Here is a 16,523-nt window from a genome sequence, read left to right as displayed (position 1 = left end):
CACCCCCGGACCATCGAAGTGAGGACCGTCCGAAACGACCCCACCCAAGTCCTCCGGCGTACGACGCACCCCCGGACCATCGAAGTGAGGACCGTCCGAAACGACCCCACCCAAGTCCTCCGGCGTACGACGCACCCCCGGACCATCGAAGTGAGGACCGTCTGGGACGACCTCACCGAGGTCGTGCGGCGTACGACGGACGTCTGGGGTGTCGGCGTGACGGACGTCGGGGACGATCTCGGCGAAGAGGTGGATCTTGCCGTTGTGCGGGAAGACGCGGGTGAACTTGATGGTCAGGCCGCGGCCCAGGACGAGCTCGCGCTCGCCCTCGCCGTGGGCCGAGTGGTGGCCGGTGTACAAGGCCGGCGTGCCCTTCGGGACCTTCAGGTGGATGATCCCGGGCCGGCTGGACGGGATCGCCTCACCCAGCGACGTCGAGAGGAACGACGGGTCGCGGAACGTCTTGTTCACCAGTTGGTCGATCGGCCCGTCGAAGTGGTCGATGTCGGTGACGCGGCGAACCACCACGTCCTCCGGGACCCGACGCCCGTTCAGTACGTCGTCGAACTCGTCGATCAGCGGATCGAGCTCGAGACGGTGCTCGGTACCGCGCAGGTGGTCGCCGACCTGCTTGTACGACCCGTGTACGTTGTCGCCACCACGGGTGAATCGCTCGACCACGTCCGCCTTCCGCGGGTCGAGATCGCGAGCGTACTCACCCCAGTGCCGCCGCCCCCACTCCGTGGCCTCCGCCTCGGACGCGAACGTCCGCGCACCACGTGAGATCTCGGCAGTCGCCTGCGCCATCCGCCCACCCGAATCCAGCCGATCCCACTCAGGATCCACCGGCCGCCGATCATCTGGATGCCGCACCGGCCCGGCGTCGTCATCCGGCACATGCACCGGCCCATCCGGCCCATCCTCCCCCCGCAACCGCCGCGAAATCAGATCGTCCCCGTCGTCACCATCCCCATGCTTGCCCTCAGCAACTTTCTCGGGACGGTCCGACCCGTCGTGCGCATCCGGCTCTCCGTGCCGGTCCGGCCGGCCATGCGGGTTCGGCCCGGCGTCCCGGTCCGGTTCGCCGGTACGGTCGGGGCCGGTGGTGTCGTCGGGGTGGTGAGTGCCGGGCCGCTGACTGCCGGGGCGACGGGTGCTCGGGTGATCGAGGCCGTCACCTTCAACGCGATGACCTTCAACGCGATCTCCACCGACCCGATCACCACTCAAGCGCTCGGGATCAAGCTCATCCGCAATAGACCGCTCACCACCCGCGCGAGCAGAACGCTCACCCGGTCCTTGGCGATCACCGCGAGACGTACGTTCCCCCGGAGTCGGGCGCTCACCCGCAACGGGGCGGTCGCCCGGGGTCGGGCGCTCACCCGGAGTCAGGCGGTCGGCTGGGGTTGGCGTCGGCCGGTCGCCGGGCGTTGGGGTCGGGCGGTCGCCCAGAGTTGGACGGGTGGAGGTGGGGTCGGTGCGGCGGCCCGGGTCGCCTGGGGTGCCGGGGGTTGGTGTCGGGCGGTCGCCCGGAGTTGGCGTCGGGCGGTCACTCGGGGTCGGGCGATCGCCTGGGCGGGTGGCGGTGGGGTCGGGGCGGCGGCCCGGGTCGCCTGGGGTGCCAGGGGTGTGGGGTGGGATGAGCGGCTGGACTGGGGCGACGACGGGGTCGGCGTCGCGGTGGGTCGGAGTCGGAGTTGGTTCGTTGGGGTGGGTCGGAGTGGGTTCGTTGGAGTCCGGGCCCGTCCGGGTGGGGTGGGGCTCCGGGCCCGTGCGCGTCGGGTGGGGCTCCGGGCCTTCTCGGTGCTCGTTGGGGTCGGGGAGTTCGGTGTTGTCCGGCTTCTCCGGGCGGGTTGGCTGGTGCTGAGTGGAGTCGTCGTCGTCCCGCTTGGTACGGCGGTTCGTTGGCTCGGGGCGACCGGGTTCACCGGTACTGGCGTCACCCGGACGCGTTGTGTGACCTGGCTGGCCAGTGTTTCCCGGTGTTCCCGGAAGACCCGAGCTGCCAGGAGTGCCAGTGCTGCCGGGTGTTCCGGTGCTGCCGGGAGTACCCGGGGTACCCGATGTGCCAACGGTGCCGGGCGTTCCCGACGTGCCGACAGTGCCCGGAGTGCCAGGCGTACCGGGTGTTCCCGACGTGCCGACAGTGCCCGACGTGCCGACAGTGCCCGACGTGCCGGCAGTGCTAGGCGTGCCGGGCGTTCCGGGGGTCCCCGAAGTACCGATCGTGCCAGGCGTGCCGGGGGTTCCTGGGGTGGCGAGGTTGTTGGGGATGATCGGGGTGTTGGGGATGATCGGGGTGTTGGGGATGATCGGGGTGTTGGGGATGATCGGCGGGATGGTGGTTCCGGGGTCGATCGGGTCGCCGGGACCGGTGTAGGCGGGGTCCACCGTGTTGCCCGGACCCGTGGTGGTGCCGGGCGTCGTGCTGCCTGGCTGCGTCGTACTGCCTGGCGTCGTACTGCCGGGCGTCATGCCGGGCGTGGAGCCGGGGGTGGTGACCGTTTGAGCGGGCGCGTCGATGGTGTTGGTGGGGACGTCGATCGGGTCGCCGGGGGTGTGTACGGGGTCGCCGGGGACGTGGGCCCGATCTGCCGGACCGTGCCCCGCACCGACGGGGACGGACTCGCGCGGGAGGTCGACGCCGGACGGGACGTCGACCTTCGGACCGCGGGTGAGGGGTACGCCGCGTTCCAGGCGGACTGATTCGCCGAGGAGAGGGATGTGGGAGTAGCCCTTCAGGACGGCGCCGACGCCCGGAACCTTCAGGCCACCCTCGATCGCCGTGCTGCGGAGCTTGTTGTTCAGGTCGAGGAACTTGTCGGCGGCGTGGGCGGCGACCCGGACGGGCGGGACCTTGTCGGCCAGTTTGCCCATGCGGCCGAGTTTCGAGGCGACGCCGGCCAGCTTGGTCGGGCCGAGCGGGACCAGTCCGACGGCACCCATGATGGCCGCGGCCTGGTTGCCGTTCGACCAGTCGTCGCCGATGGTGTCGATCGTGTCGTCCCAGCGCTGGTCGAGTTCCTCGCTCATGCCCTCGGGCAGCAACTCCCCGACACCGGGGACCAGGTTGACCAGCATCACGATGTCGGTGGCGATGCCCTCCCAAGCGTCGAACATCTGGTACATGTCGGCCGGCGGGTGCCCGAACAGCTTCTCGAAGTTGTCCTTCCCCCAGTCCCAGCCGGATACCTGGAGGGCCCACTGAAGACCGAGGATCGTGGTCAGGCCGTCGACGACACCGAGCGCGAGATTGCCGACGTCCGCGATCCACGGTGCGTCGTACACCTCCGGCGTACCCCACGGCGGCGGCGCCGGATCCGAGTCGACCCCGAACACGCGGCCCTGGCCGGGAACTTTGCGATCCAGTGTTTCCGGCCACCAGCCGAGGCCGCCGATCAGTGCCTCGATCTCGTTCGCGGCGACGACCTGGATGTCCATCATCTGCTGCAGCAGCTTGGCTGTGCCCTCGTGGTAGGAGTTCTCCTCCTGGACCCAGTTCTCCCAGCCCTGCCAGTCGTCGCCGTTCGCCTCCGCCTGCTGGCACTTCACGATGAACCCGCGCGCCCGTTCGAGCAGGTCCTGCAACCGGTCGTACGGCTCCTGTATGTCGTAGCCGAACTGCTCGATGATCCCGCCCATCGCCTCGACATCGCTGCCGAAGTCGTAGGCGAGGATGTACGCCGGCCGCAGCGACGTGATCAGCGTCTCCGCCTCGGGGGCCTGATAGCAGGTGGACAGCCCTTCGAACGAGCTGTTCACGTCGTAGCCAGTCGACCTGATCTGGCCGCCGACCTTCTTCAGTTCGGCGCCGGTGAAGGCCAGGACGTCGGGACTCGTGCCGGGGAAGAAGTCCGGTACTCCGTCGGGATTGAACATGGCCGCCTCACTCCACGTTGTGGCGCTGGCGGGAGGCCTTCTCCGCGTTCGCCCGGGACTCGGCGGCGCGGCGCTTGCCCGGTGCGTCGGTCGCGTTCCGCTGCGCGTTGAGGGCCATCTCTTCCTGGCCGTTCACGTAGGCGATGGTGGCGTCCTTGGCCCCGGTGAGGGAGGCGTTGGTCTGATCGATGATGTCCTGCCAGGCGTCCTGGTAGAACGCCAGTACGTCGGCAACCGCCTGACCGACCAGTGTCGCCTGAGCCTGCCGGACCGACCGTTCGGCGTAGTCGGCGTAGCCCTTCGCCACCGCCTCGTACCCGGATGCCTTTTCGCCGGTGGTCTGCAGCACGCTCGCGACCGCGTCGACGTTGATGTCCCAGTCCATGCATGACCCCTCGTGTCAGCCCGCTGTTGGATCGACGCTAGGAGCGGGCCGGGGCCACCGACCTTTCAAATCGCTTTCAAGCCACCCGGCGCAGCGCCCGTTCCCGCCGCTCGGCGACCTTGGAACCGGACTCCCGCCGAGCCATCCGACGCAGTACGACGGGCGCGACCAGCAACCCGGCGACCGCCCACATCCCGAGTACGCCGACCGTCTCCAGGTGACGCCAGGAGTCGCCGATCTCGACCACGACTGTGCTGTCCGGGAGCAACGCGGACCGCATGCCGAGTCCCATCCAGTAGATCGGGAAGACCTGCCCGATCCACTCCAGCCAGCCGGGCAAGGCAGTGATCGGATAGAAGATGCCGGAGATCGCGATCAGACCGAGCACCGGCAACTGGAGTAAGCCCTGCGATCGCGCAGTGGTGAACACGGACCCGAGGACCGCGCCGATCGGCAGCGTCGCGACCATCCCGAGCACCAGCACCCAGAGCAGCGTGAACCAATCGCGGAAGGATCCGAGCGCGAGCCCGTCGACAATCAGCAACCCAGGGAGGAGCAGGATCGCCAGGTCGGCGAGCAGCCCACCCGCGACCGAGACGACCTTGCCGACGAGGTAGCCGAGCATCCCGTTCGGGGTCGCCTTGGCGCGCAGCAGCGTGCCGTCCTCACGATCCGCGGTGAGCTGCTGGCTCATGCTGACCATCCCCATCGCCGCGTTCATCCCGAGGATGCTCGGCAGCGCGAATGTGCCGAGCAGCAATCCGGTCGAGCCGAAGTCCCGCTGCCGCAGGAAGAACAGCGTCACCAGCATCAGAACCGGCCAGAGGAAGTGACTGAACAACTCGGGCCCGTTGGTGAACGACTGCCGCAACTCGATCCGTCCACGCCGCCACCCGGCCCGGACCGCGGCCGTCCGAGGGCTCACAACGCCACCTCCTGCCCGCGGACGAGCGCGAGATACGTGTCCTCGAGCGACGCCCGTCGTACGTCGAGATCGCGGACGGAGGCGCCGTACTGCGTGAAGAGGTCGCGGACGAAGCCGGTCGAGTCAGGCGTGGTCTTGCGGAAGTGTTGTCCGTCGATGCTCCAACGCACCTCGTCTTCGCCCGCGATCAGCGCGGTCAGCTCGCCGGTGGTGCCAGCCGCGACGATCGTTCCGCCGGTCAGGACGAGGATCCGGTGCGCCAGTTTGCTCGCCTCGTCGAGGTCGTGCGTGGTGAGCAGAATCGTGGTCTCGTGCTCGGCCGCGAGGCGACGGACCAGGTCATGGAACTCGTACCGCGCCTCCGGGTCGAAGCCCGCGGTCGGCTCGTCCAGAAACAGCACCTCCGGCCGTCCGACGATCCCGATCGCGACGTCGAGCCGGCGCCGCTGACCGCCGGACAAGGTCTTGATCTTCTGCTCCGCCTGCGTACCGAGGCCGACTGCGGCAAGCAGTTCATCGATGTCCCACGGACGGCCGATCGTGGTGGTGGCGTACGGCGCGTAGTACTCGCCGAGGTGATGCAACAGCTCACGGACGCGCCAGTTCCCGTGGTCGCGCCACGACTGCAGCACGATGCCGAGCCGCGACCGCCAACGCTCGTCGCCGGCGGCCGGGTCGACACCGAGCACCTCGACGGTCCCGGCCGAGCGCAGCCGGAAGCCCTCCAGGATCTCGATCGTGGTGCTCTTGCCCGCACCGTTCGGGCCGAGCAGGGCGACGACCTCGCCGTGCTCGGCCCGGAACGAGACGTCGTGCAGGACCTCGGTGTCGCCGTAGCGCATCCGCAGCCCGTCGATCGTCAGAACCATCGTCCACCTCCTTCAGGAATTCCTGAAAGCTACGTCGACCCCAGACCGGCGTACAACGCGATCCCGAGCCGACTGGCTGAAACCTCAAGAAAATATGGCAATCTGTGCAATGAGGCTGCCGCAGAACGCAATCCCGATCAGAGCCGCGTTGCAATGAGCTGACGCCGAACGCACCACGGAGGACCGATGCCTGGAGGCAGACTGACGCACGACGACCGGCGCGAGATCGCGGCCGGCCTGGCGACAGGACTCGGGTACGCCGAGATCGCGCGGCAACTGGACCGGCCGACGTCGACCGTCAGTCGCGAGGTCGCCCGCAACGGCGGCGCCCGCGGCTACCGGGCCGACCACGCCCACTACTCCACCGCGTCCCGAGCCCGCCGCAGCCAGGACAAGACAACCAATCACGCCGAGCTCGAGCCGGATGGCGACCAGCAGGTGCGAGACTTCGTCGAACGGTTCGCCGCGATGATGGTCGAAGGCGGCCTACCGAGGATGGCATCGCGCGTCCTCGCCCGGCTCTACACGGCCGACTCACACAGCCTGACCGCCGCCGACCTCGTCCGCGAACTACGCGTCAGCCCGGCGTCGGTCTCCACCGCGGTCGGCTACCTCGAACAGGTCGGCATGGTGCACCGCGAACCCGACCCCGAGCGCCGCCTGCAGCATTACGTCATCGCCGACGACGTCTGGCTGCAGGCGTGGAAGGTGAGTGCCCGCACCAACCTGAACTGGGCCGAGACCGCCACCGAAGGCGCCGCGCTGCTCGGCCCCGATACCCCGGCCGGCGAACGCCTGACGCACATGGCCGACTTCTTCCACCGGCTCGGCGAGGACATGTCCGGTGGCCCGACGTTCGACCTCATCGACGACGCGCTGACCGCACTCGCCGCCCTGCTGCATGCCGGTCGCCCACTCACCACCGAGCAACTCGCCGCGGCACTCGACTGGCCGCCGCAGCGTCTCACCGAGGCGCTGGGCAACGCGACCAAGTACGCCGAATACACCGACCCGGTCGTCCTGGACCAGCCCACGCCCGGCACCTACCAGGCGATCCCCACACCCGGCCGCCTCACCGCGAGCCAGCGTGCCGCGGTCGCACCAACGCCCGCAGCAGCGGACGCGTGATCAACCCGTCGGCCAGTCCCAGCTCAACGAGATCGTCGAAGATCCCCTGATCGGCCGCCGCCGCGCGGATGCCCGCGTCGAGCACGCGTCCCGACCGACTGAGCTGCGCCGTCAGCGCGGTGTGCCTGAGGTGACGCCCAAGGAGCCGACCGGCTGCCCGGCGGTACGTCGTACCCGCGTCGGTAGTACCGGACCTCAGAGCCTCGGCGACCGCACGACCCGCGAGCAGCCCGGTCGCGACCGCGTAGTAGATGCCCTCGCCCGTCATCGGATTGATCAGCCCGGCCGCGTCACCGGCGAGCATCACCGGACCCGGCTGCGGGCGCCACGACCAGCCTGCCAACGGCAGGTGATGACCCCACCACGACGTTCCCTCATCGGTTGCCCCTGGCAACAGCTTCTCCAGCTGGGCGGTCAGGTCCGCGCGGGTCGGCCGCGGTCGTGCGGGCGTGAGCTGCTCGCCGTACCCGACGTTCGACCAGCCGTCACCACGATCGAAAGACCAGGCGTACGACGGCTGCCGCCCCGGACCGTAGGCGATCACCTGACTGGCTGCCCGCCCGGCCGGTGTCGGCGCATACCCGCGGATCGCCAGCGCCACCGGCCCCGGCGCCACCCCGAGCTCCCGCCGTACGACGGAGTGGGCGCCGTCCGCGCCGACGACGAAGCGGCCATGCAACTCGCCGTCGACGGTGGTCGACGCGCCGTTGCGCTGCAACCCACGCACACGCCGGCGCACAAGCTGCGCACCGGCCGCCTGCGCCGCCTCCGCCAGACGCTGGTCGAACACGGTCCGCGGCACCACCCAGTTCGGCCGGGCCATGATCCGGTCGACCCCGACGTCTCCCTTGGTCAGGACAAACCGTCCGACCGGGGTCCAGTCGTCGAGGAACCCGGTCACCCCGACCTCGGCCAACAGATCGAGTACGTGCGGCGCGATACCGTCCCCGCACGCCTTGTCCCGTGGGAAGTCATGCCGGTCGAGCATCAACACCGACAGACTGGGATCAGCCGCGAGAGCCCCCAGCGCGGCCGACGCTCCCGCCGGTCCGGCTCCAACGATCACCAGATCCCACACAGACACCTCCCGTGAAGCCCTCCCAGTGTGTCAGCCCGCCCGATCTCCCCACCCGCCGCGTCGGTCAGGCGCCCGGGCGTCTACCCGGTTTGTTCGTACGGCGGGACACCGTCCGCCGTGGACGCGGGGTGAGCCGGTCGGCGTGACCGCTGGAGATCGGTGCGGAGGAGACCGGGCGGGCCTCGTCGAGATCGACCACCCGCGGCGGTGGTGGGACGAAGACCGCAATGGTCTCCTCGTCGTCCGGCGCCGGCGGTGGAGGAGGTGGCGGTGCCTGCACAGGCTTGGCGCGGGCGGCCGACTCCTTGCTGACCCGGGGCGCTGCCACCGCAACCGCGGCGATCGGGATCCGGACCGGGCGACGACGCCGCCGTTTGGTCCGCAGCTCGATGCCCAGTGCATCGATCAGCTTGTGGGTGGCAACGATCGACAAGGCCACCGCGAACACCGTGCAGCCGGCGAACAGCACCGACTGCCCACCGGCTCCCCAGTTCGACGGATCGGTCCGGCGCATCGCCGCGAGCATCGCCACCACGATCGAGTTGGTGATGCCGAGGGCAACAGCAAGGCTGACGGTCCGCAGCAGGACACGTCGTTCCAGCCCGACGTCGTCGGCCGCGGCCACCAGCCCGGCGATCAACCCGGCCAGCACCGGCACTGTATAGACCAGCGCGAGTGTCAGTCCGGGGCTCGCGACCAGATAGAAGACGTCGAAGACCAATGCCGTCCCGGTGAGTGCGGCCGCGAAGCAGATCACCATCGGCGGGTACGCACGCACGATGGCGACCGCATCCGCGGGCACCGTTCGAATCATCCGGAACGCCAAGACCAACGACTCCATCCCCTTGCTCTCCCCCATTGTGCAGTCACTCCGCACCCTGGGTAACAACCAACGGCAGGCGAGTCGAAACCAGGCCGGTGAAACGGACGACTGACAGGTGGCGAGTTGAGTCTGTCGCGGCCCCAACCGCAAGGGTCGGCGGAGCTCCATCCGGCACGCCGGACCGGCGGCACCTGGTGGCTGTACTGCCACCAGGGCACGCCGATCTGAGGTTGCCGCTGGCAAGGAGCTAGGCAGCGGCAGGGAGCGGGGTGAGTTTGCCGCGCAGGTCGTCGAGGATCTTGCGCAGGACCCGGGACACCTGCATCTGGCTGACGCCGATGTCGCGGCCGATCTCGGACTGGGTCCAGCCCTCGACGAACCGCAACTGCAGGATCCGCCGTTCGCGCTCGCCGAGATCCGAGAGAACCGGCTGCAGCATCTCGACCGCTTCCAGTTGGTCGATGCTGCCGTCCTCTTCGTCCGCGACGATGTCGGCCAGGGTCAGATCCGCGTCCGCCTCGGCAGGCCGATCCAGCGACAGCACATTGAAACAGCCCTTCGCGGCCAGTGCCTGCTCGACCTCGTCGACCTCGACCGCGAGGTGTTCGGCGATCTCGGCCGGCGTCGGCTCCCGGTTGAGTTTCTGCTCGAGCAACGGAAGCTTGGCAGCGATCGTGCCCTGCATCTCTTGCAGCCGGCGCGGGATCCGTACGGTCCAGGCGCAGTCGCGGAAGTACCGCTTCACCTCGCCGCGGATGGTCGGGACCGCGAACCCGATGAACGGTGTGTCCGCGTCGAGCCGGTAGTGGTGGGCGGCTTTCACCAACCCCAGATACGCCACCTGCTCCAGGTCGTCGGTCTCGGCTCCGCGGCCGCGAAACCGGCGCGCGATCCCCTTGGCTATTTCGAGGTTGAGTTCGACGACCTCTTCGAGCAGCCGCTGCCGCTCGAGTTCGTCGGTGCTGGCGTCCCGGCGTTCCATCAGGTTCCGGGTGGCCGCCTCGCGGGAGGCCCGGTCAACAGCAGTGGTGCTCGTCATGGGTATGACCTCGCGACTGTCGTCACGGCGTGGCACTTCGCTGAACCACGGTCATGCCTGCGAGAACCCGGTACCCCAACGACCGCGATCGCATGCATACATGCGAAAAGGCGCGCATCCCGCGGGATGCGCGCCTTTCGTCTCGCAGTGACCGGTCAGACCTTCTTGGCCAGGCCTGCCATCAGGATCCGCTGGTACGGCTCGAGGTCCTCCGCGGCCGGCACGTCTCCGTCGGGGTCCTCCGGGAACCACCGGGCCAGGAAGTCGAGGCCCGGCGGCACGAGCGGCATCCCGAGGAAGTGCTGCTCGATCCGCTCCGGGGTCCGGATCCACCCGTTGCCGAGGCTCTCCAGGCCGGCCCGCTCCATCCCCTTCTGCAGCGGCTCACCGGTGTCGACGAAGTCGGTGATGAACAGGTAGCTGCCGGGGGCGAGCGTGTCCATGATGGTGCGCACCCACTCGTCGGGCTTCTCGTCATCGTGGAAGTGCATGTGGATGCCGACGATCATCAGCGCCATCGGACGGCTGAAGTCCAGATGCGTCTTGATTTCCTCGTTGCTCAGGATGCTCTGCGGATCACGCAGGTCCGCGGTGACCACGATCGTGCTGTTGTTGGTCGCCAGCAACGCGCGGCCGTGCGCCAGCACGATGGGGTCGTTGTCGACGTACGCGACCCGCGCGTTCGGATTGACCTCCTGCGCCGCCTCGTGGGTGTTCTTCTGCGTCGGTAGGCCGCTGCCGATGTCGAGGAACTGGTCGATGCCCGCCTCGCGGACGAGGTAGTGAACGCCCTTGACCAGGGCCTCGCGGTTCTCGATCGCGCAACGACCGGCGTCCGGAACGTACTTCAGGTACAGAGCCGCGCCTTCACGGTCGGCAGCGAAGTTGTCCTTGCCACCGAGCAGAGCGTCGTAGACGCGAGCGATGGTCGGTTGGGAAGTGTCGAAGCCCGGATTCGAGTCCGGACCGTCGGGAGTCGCCATCGGCGCAGCCTTCGTGTCGGGGGAATTGTGCTTGCCATCGTAGGACAGGTGCGGACCTGCCGGAACGCCGGATCGGCGCTGCGCGCGTCTTGATCCGGAAATCGCCCCGACTTCTTGATTCGTCAATAAGAGAAGGCTTTTCGGATCATCCCTACGTCCGGACAAACCCGACCACCGGGCGCCACGTCCACCCCGGAGCCGGGCCACACCGAGGCGCACGCATCAGCCGGCGCACCACTAGTACTGCGCCTACTACTGAGCCACTGCCACTCAGTACTACTGCACTACTACTGCGCCACCACCACTCACTTCAGCTGTGCCACCGCCGCGTCGCCGAATTCGGTCACCGACCGCGACCGAAACAGGGTCCCAACGGGTGTTTGACGGCGACACGGTCACAGGACGTAAGGGTGCGGACACACGAGCCCGGACGGTGTACGATGCAAATGCAAGGCCAAATGCACGTGCATATGCCAAGGACGTACGGAAGGTGCAGCTGATGACTGCTGTCTACAACGGCATGCCCGGCGACGCGAACAGCGAGCTGATCTGGCGGAAGAGTCAGCGGAGTGGCCCGAACGGCAACTGCGTAGAGGTGGCGAAGCTCCAGGGTGGTGGGGTGGCGATGCGGAACTCGCGTCACACCGACGGCCCGGCGCTCGTGTTCACGAAGGCCGAGATCGAGGCATTCCTCGGCGGCGTTCACGACGGAGAGTTCGACGACCTCGTCTAACCGTCACACGGAAGCAGAGGCCCCTTCGCCAGGCGAGTGACGAAGGGGCCTCTTCCTGTCTGCGGAGAGTCCGCGTACGACGCTGTGCGGCGACCTGAGCCGGCCTCGGCGTCGACGAAATCCAAGAAGCCCCGACCCGCACGAGCGGCGTACGACGGCTGAGAACGACGAAGGCCGGCCCCTCGGTGAGGAGCCGGCCTTCGGTGCTGTTCGGGGCGGTGTGCCTACTGGACGGTGAGTGGCCAGAGTTGCTCGCTGCGCGGCAGCTCGGAGGCCGCGCCGCCGGCCGCATTGTCAACGGTGATTCGCAATCCCGTGAACTTCGGCGTCATCACGCGCTGGTACCGCGAGGCGCGGTCCGGCTCCGCGGTGTACTCGGCGATCAGGTGGTCGCCCAGCCAGATCCGCACCATCTTCCGTCCTCCTGCTGCTCGCTCGGTGTTCATGGGGCCAGGCTCACGATCGGGTCGCCGTCGAGATGGCGCACGCCGCGCAGCCAGCCCTCGAAGGCCCAGCGCTGTTGCTCAGGGCAACGCGCGACCAGTTCCTGGATCTCCCGCTCCGTCAGCTCGTCGGGCGCGCGGCCACCGGCGATGTCGGCGGTGTACTCGGCTGCCTCACTGTCGTCGTCGTTCATCGACTCGGGTTCCCCAACCAGTCATGCCAACGGGGGGCCGTTGGCGGCCTGTAGGACCGGCCTGCTGCATCACGCGATGTCACGATTCGCGAGATCCAGCTCACCTTCTGTGCATGAATCAATCATGGCGTCGGCACGCTGCGAATGCAAGCGCCCGATGCACGTGCATCCGCACGTTTTCCGATTTGATACCCAAATCGGCCCTTCGCCCGCCTGTCGGCACCCTCGATGAGCCCGTTTCGAACGGCGTTCGTCGGGGATTTCGCGCCAACTTTGTCCTGACAAAACGGCGGTTGCTGATCAGGCGAGCGCTACTCTGCGTGATGGGACCCACCGGATCGGCGGGACTTATGTAAGAACTCCGGCAGATTGCCTTGCGACCGTGCGATGATGTGCACCTGCGGGCGAGTTGTCGCTGGTGAGAGCTGCTGGGGCGTGGAGGTGGGTGTGACAAAGTCGGGCGCGCACAGCGGACCGACCGCGCTGCGAATCATCCTCGGAGCGCACCTGCGGCGGATGCGGGACGCGGCAGGGATCAGCCGGTCCGACGCGGGGTGGGAGATCCGCTCGTCGGAGTCGAAGGTCAGCCGGATGGAGCTGGGTCGCGTCGGCTTCAAGGAACGCGACGTCAGCGACCTGCTCAGTCTCTACGGGTTGGACGACAGCGAGGAGCGCGAGCGACTGCTGGCCCTGGCCCGCGATGCGAACAACCCGGGCTGGTGGCACCGGTTCGGCGATGTGCTGCCCAGCTGGTTCCACTCCTACCTCGATCTCGAAGCCGTCGCCCAGCTGATCCGTAGTTACGAGCTCCAGTTCGTGCCAGGTCTGCTGCAGACGCCGGAGTACGTGCGTGCCGTCGTGCAGCTCGGCCGCGGCCTGATCCCGGCCGAGGAGATCGAGCGCCGCGTCTCGCTGCGGGTGAACCGTCAGCAGGTCCTCACCCGGCCCGACCCGGTGCGTTTGTGGGCCGTCATCGACGAGTCCGTGCTGCGCCGGCCGATCGGCGGGAAGAAGGCGATGCAGGCGCAGCTGGAGTACCTGCTCGAGGCGAGCCACATGCCGAACGTCACGCTGCAGGTGGTGGAGTTCGGTTCAGGTGGCCACCCCGCGACCGGTGGCGCGTACAGCATCCTCCGGTTCCCGGAGCAGGACCTGCCGGACATCGTCTACATCGAGCACCTGACCAGTGCGCTGTACCTGGACAAGCCCGAGGATCTCGACACCTACACGGGCACCATGGAAGCCCTGTGCGTCGCGGCTCCGCCGCCGAACCAGACCCGCGACATCCTGGCCAAGGCGCTCAAGGAGTACGACGCCTGACGCTCCGGCGACCCGGTGCACTCAGGAGTTGTCCGACAGCCAGGTGAGCAGCGGTCTGGTCGCCTTCCAGTCCGCGCGGATCAGCGCGGCCAGCTCCGGGGTGTGGATGACCGGCTCGAACCCGTAGGACTTGCTGACCGTCAGGGACTTGTGCCGGAGCAGGTCGATCCGGGGGTGCTCCGGGTCGTAGCCGCGTGGGCTCGTCTTCAGCTTGTCGCCGCCGACCGTCCAACCGGTCGCGGACAGTTTGGCCAGCAGCTTCTCGAGCTGCTTGCCGCGCCGGTCGTCGTCGATCGCGGCCCGGACCCGGGCCAGTCGTTCCGAGCTGGCCTCGTAGAAGCCGGCCGCGACCCGCACACCCGGAGCCGCCACCTGGACGTACCAGCCGGTCGACGGAGCCACGTCGATGAACGCACCCTGGTGCGTCTTGTACGGCGACTTGTCCCGCGCGAACCGGACGTCGCGGTACGGCCGGAACAGCTTCGCCGGACCGAACTCCGGCTCGAGCTCCGCGAGCAAGGCGGTCATCGGTGCTTTCACCGACTCCTCGTAGACGTGCTTGTGCGCCGTCCAGTAGGTCTTGCTGTTGTCCATCTCGAGGTCGTCGTAGAAGTCCAGCGCCGCCGCCGGGAAACCGGTGAAACTCATGCGGTAAACATAGTTCGGCTCACTTCAGCGACCGGAAGAAGGCCCGGATGTCGGCGACCAGGACGTCCGGCTGTTCGAGGGCGGCGAAGTGGCCGCCGTGCGGGTGACTGGTCCAGCGGACCACGTTGTCTGTGCGGGCGACCTTGTGCCGGAGCGGGATGAAGTTGTCGTACGCCAGATCCAGCAGGGCGGTCGGGGTGGTGGACGGCTCGGCCGGCTGACCCCAGTACGGCGCGTGGGCCCGTTCGTAGTAGATCCGGCCGGACGATCCCGCCGTACGGGTGAGCCAGTAGAGCATCACGTTGGTCAGCAGGAGATCGCGGTCGATCGTGCTGGCGGGGTCGGACCACGCCTCGAACTTCTCCGCGATCCAGGCCAACTGCCCCACCGGTGAGTCGGTCAGCGCGTAGGCGACCGTCTGCGGTCGCGTCATCTGCAGGTCGGCGTACCCCTGCAGTTCCTTCGTCCAGTGCTGGAACCGTCGCCACGAGGCCCAGGTCCGTTCGCGCTCGGCGGCGTCGAGCGGCTCGAGTTCCGCCGGCGTCGGCTCGGAGATCGCGCCGCCACCAGGGATGAGATTGAGGTGTACGCCGATCACCTCGTCGGCGTGGATCCGCCCGAGCTCCCGCGAGATCCCGCCGCCCCAGTCGCCACCCTGTACGCCGTACCGGTCGTAGCCGAGCCGGGACATCAGGGCCGACCACGCGTTCGCGACCCGGAGCAGTTCCCAGCCGGTCTCCCGGGTCGGACCCGACAGCCCGAAGCCCGGGATGCTCGGGATGACCAGATGGAACGCGTCCGCAGGGTCACCGCCGTACGCGCGCGGGTCGGACAACGGCCCGGCGATCTCGGTGAACTCGACGATCGAACCGGGCCAGCCGTGGGTGATGATCAGCGGTGGCGCGTCCGGCTCCGGAGAGCGGAGGTGGGCGAAGTGCACGTTCGCGCCGTCGATCGTGGTGGTGAACTGCGGCCACTCGTTCAGCCGCGCCTCGGCCCGGCGCCAGTCGTACTCATGCCGCCAGTACTCGACCAGCTCCTGCAGATGAGCCAGCGGTACGCCGTACTCCCAGCCGGTGCCAGGCAACTGGTCCGGCCATCGGACCAGGTCCAGCCGCGCGCGCAGATCCGCCAGTTCGGTCTCCGGCACGTCCAACCGGAATGCTTCGACAGTCACAGCCGCAGTCTGTCGCGACCACCTGCTGCCTGCACCTGAATTCAGGCGTTCACCTTGGCGCGGACGACCCTGGCGAGGACGACCCGGACCGTGACCGCCGCGATCAGGCACAGCACGCCGGCGCTGAGCACGATCGTGACCAGGGTGCCCGCGCTGTTCAGGGCACCGTCGCACGCCATCGGAGTGACCCCACCGGCCGGCTGGAAGGCCGAACCGCAGTCCGTGCCACCGGCCGAGACCGACCGGAAGCCGAGCGCCAGCCCGCCGAGGACCAGCACGGTCCCGGCGATGGCGAGAATCTTGTTCAGTGTCGTCACGACGACCCCGGCACAGTTGGTTTCGGGCACGCCGACGGCGTACCCCGTGAGCCCCGTTGCACTTCGTTCACTCCTGACCTCGACTGACCACCCGGACCGAACTTACGGTCCGGCGCCGGATGATCCACACCCGTGCGGCCCGTCAGGACTGATTCTTCACACAGTCCTTACTCAGGACATGACCGCCCGTGACCACGCTCTCATCCGGACTGTGGCCCCGGTCACGCGCCCGGGCCTAACCGGTTCAGCCGAGGCGTTCCTGCAGGTGAACGGTGATCTCGTCGCCCGGTTCCTTGCCCAGCCGGTCCCGCAGGTCGCCCTTCACCGGCAGCTTGTGGGTGCCGTCGCCGAGCGCCATGAACGAGCTCTCGAACGGGTGGCCGTCCATCGTGCCGCGGACCTTGACCAGCCCACGGGTGCCGAAGTACTCCGCCGAGCCGGGCATCTGCAGGTAGGTCCAGCCGCCCTTGGCCGGGCTCTTCTGCAGCGGTGCGGTGAAGGTCTTGTCCAGCTTCTGGTTCGTGCCGCTCATGGTGAGCTCCTCTCTACACCCTGAGGTAGAGGCCGGTGGACCAGTTTCGA

The 16,523-nt window shown here is 68.4% G+C and carries 17 protein-coding genes; 3 read left to right on the top strand and 14 right to left on the bottom strand.

Annotated features, from left to right (window positions below; all coding sequences use genetic code 11):
• The 4 genes from ACGFH6_RS24255 to ACGFH6_RS24240 all read right to left on the bottom strand — a co-directional run.
• Positions 1-3,879: ADP-ribosyltransferase (locus ACGFH6_RS24255; protein ID WP_393387782.1), on the bottom strand; the 3,879-nt coding region annotated here is incomplete at its 3' end.
• 7 nt (positions 3,880-3,886) lie between these two features.
• Positions 3,887-4,264: a DUF6507 family protein gene (locus ACGFH6_RS24250; RefSeq protein ID WP_393387779.1), complete on the bottom strand. Its 378-nt coding sequence runs from the start codon at positions 4,262-4,264 to the stop codon at positions 3,887-3,889.
• 76 nt (positions 4,265-4,340) lie between these two features.
• Entirely contained in the window at positions 4,341-5,189 is an 849-nt protein-coding gene (locus ACGFH6_RS24245) for an ABC transporter permease (RefSeq protein WP_393387776.1), read from the bottom strand.
• Entirely contained in the window at positions 5,186-6,058 is an 873-nt protein-coding gene (locus ACGFH6_RS24240; RefSeq protein WP_393387773.1) for an ABC transporter ATP-binding protein, read from the bottom strand. The genes ACGFH6_RS24245 and ACGFH6_RS24240 overlap by 4 nt, the downstream gene beginning before the upstream one ends.
• 186 nt (positions 6,059-6,244) lie before the next feature.
• On the opposite strand from ACGFH6_RS24240, the gene ACGFH6_RS24235 reads away from it, so the two are divergent.
• On the top strand, positions 6,245-7,186 hold the full coding sequence (locus tag ACGFH6_RS24235) for a MarR family transcriptional regulator (RefSeq protein ID WP_393387770.1): 942 nt from the start codon (positions 6,245-6,247) through the stop codon (positions 7,184-7,186).
• Here ACGFH6_RS24235 and ACGFH6_RS24230 read toward each other — a convergent pair.
• From ACGFH6_RS24230 to ACGFH6_RS24215, 4 genes are all read right to left on the bottom strand, one after another.
• Positions 7,131-8,264 (bottom strand): NAD(P)/FAD-dependent oxidoreductase, encoded by a 1,134-nt coding sequence (locus ACGFH6_RS24230; RefSeq protein WP_393387767.1) that lies wholly within the window; start codon positions 8,262-8,264, stop codon positions 7,131-7,133. The two genes, ACGFH6_RS24235 and ACGFH6_RS24230, sit on opposite strands and share 56 nt — an antisense overlap.
• A gap of 64 nt (positions 8,265-8,328) precedes the next feature.
• Complete coding sequence (locus ACGFH6_RS24225; protein WP_393387764.1) at positions 8,329-9,105, bottom strand: hypothetical protein; 777 nt, start codon at positions 9,103-9,105, stop codon at positions 8,329-8,331.
• Between the two features lie 229 nt (positions 9,106-9,334).
• Entirely contained in the window at positions 9,335-10,126 is a 792-nt protein-coding gene (locus ACGFH6_RS24220) for a SigB/SigF/SigG family RNA polymerase sigma factor (protein ID WP_393387762.1), read from the bottom strand.
• A 155-nt stretch (positions 10,127-10,281) separates the two neighbouring features.
• Complete coding sequence (locus ACGFH6_RS24215; protein ID WP_393387759.1) at positions 10,282-11,109, bottom strand: SAM-dependent methyltransferase; 828 nt, start codon at positions 11,107-11,109, stop codon at positions 10,282-10,284.
• A gap of 499 nt (positions 11,110-11,608) precedes the next feature.
• On the opposite strand from ACGFH6_RS24215, the gene ACGFH6_RS24210 reads away from it, so the two are divergent.
• Positions 11,609-11,842, top strand: a complete 234-nt coding sequence (locus tag ACGFH6_RS24210; protein WP_360456902.1) for a DUF397 domain-containing protein — start codon at positions 11,609-11,611, stop codon at positions 11,840-11,842.
• 224 nt (positions 11,843-12,066) lie between these two features.
• On the opposite strand, the gene ACGFH6_RS24205 is transcribed toward ACGFH6_RS24210, so the two are convergent.
• A complete protein-coding gene (locus ACGFH6_RS24205; protein WP_238163377.1) occupies positions 12,067-12,288 on the bottom strand; it encodes a hypothetical protein in 222 nt (73 codons plus the stop codon).
• Positions 12,285-12,479: a hypothetical protein gene (locus tag ACGFH6_RS24200; protein WP_131517425.1), complete on the bottom strand. Its 195-nt coding sequence runs from the start codon at positions 12,477-12,479 to the stop codon at positions 12,285-12,287. The genes ACGFH6_RS24205 and ACGFH6_RS24200 overlap by 4 nt, the downstream gene beginning before the upstream one ends.
• Positions 12,480-12,926: 447 nt before the next feature.
• On the opposite strand from ACGFH6_RS24200, the gene ACGFH6_RS24195 reads away from it, so the two are divergent.
• Positions 12,927-13,799, top strand: a complete 873-nt coding sequence (locus tag ACGFH6_RS24195; RefSeq protein ID WP_202873278.1) for a helix-turn-helix transcriptional regulator — start codon at positions 12,927-12,929, stop codon at positions 13,797-13,799.
• Positions 13,800-13,820: 21 nt separating this feature from the next.
• On the opposite strand, the gene ACGFH6_RS24190 is transcribed toward ACGFH6_RS24195, so the two are convergent.
• The 4 genes from ACGFH6_RS24190 to ACGFH6_RS24175 all read right to left on the bottom strand — a co-directional run bounded on the left by ACGFH6_RS24190 (position 13,821) and on the right by ACGFH6_RS24175 (position 16,473).
• Positions 13,821-14,447, bottom strand: a complete 627-nt coding sequence (locus tag ACGFH6_RS24190; RefSeq protein WP_393387754.1) for a DUF2461 domain-containing protein — start codon at positions 14,445-14,447, stop codon at positions 13,821-13,823.
• A 19-nt stretch (positions 14,448-14,466) separates the two neighbouring features.
• A complete protein-coding gene (locus tag ACGFH6_RS24185) occupies positions 14,467-15,624 on the bottom strand; it encodes an epoxide hydrolase family protein (protein WP_393387751.1) in 1,158 nt (385 codons plus the stop codon).
• Between the two features lie 41 nt (positions 15,625-15,665).
• A complete protein-coding gene (locus ACGFH6_RS24180) occupies positions 15,666-15,971 on the bottom strand; it encodes a hypothetical protein (protein ID WP_393387748.1) in 306 nt (101 codons plus the stop codon).
• A 214-nt stretch (positions 15,972-16,185) separates the two neighbouring features.
• Entirely contained in the window at positions 16,186-16,473 is a 288-nt protein-coding gene (locus tag ACGFH6_RS24175) for a DUF1905 domain-containing protein (protein ID WP_393387746.1), read from the bottom strand.
• Positions 16,474-16,523 lie beyond the last annotated feature (50 nt).

The organism is Kribbella sp. NPDC049227 (assembly GCF_043197265.1).
Taxonomy (GTDB): Bacteria; Actinomycetota; Actinomycetes; order Propionibacteriales; family Kribbellaceae; genus Kribbella.
This window is presented reverse-complemented; position numbering and strand designations above follow the sequence as displayed.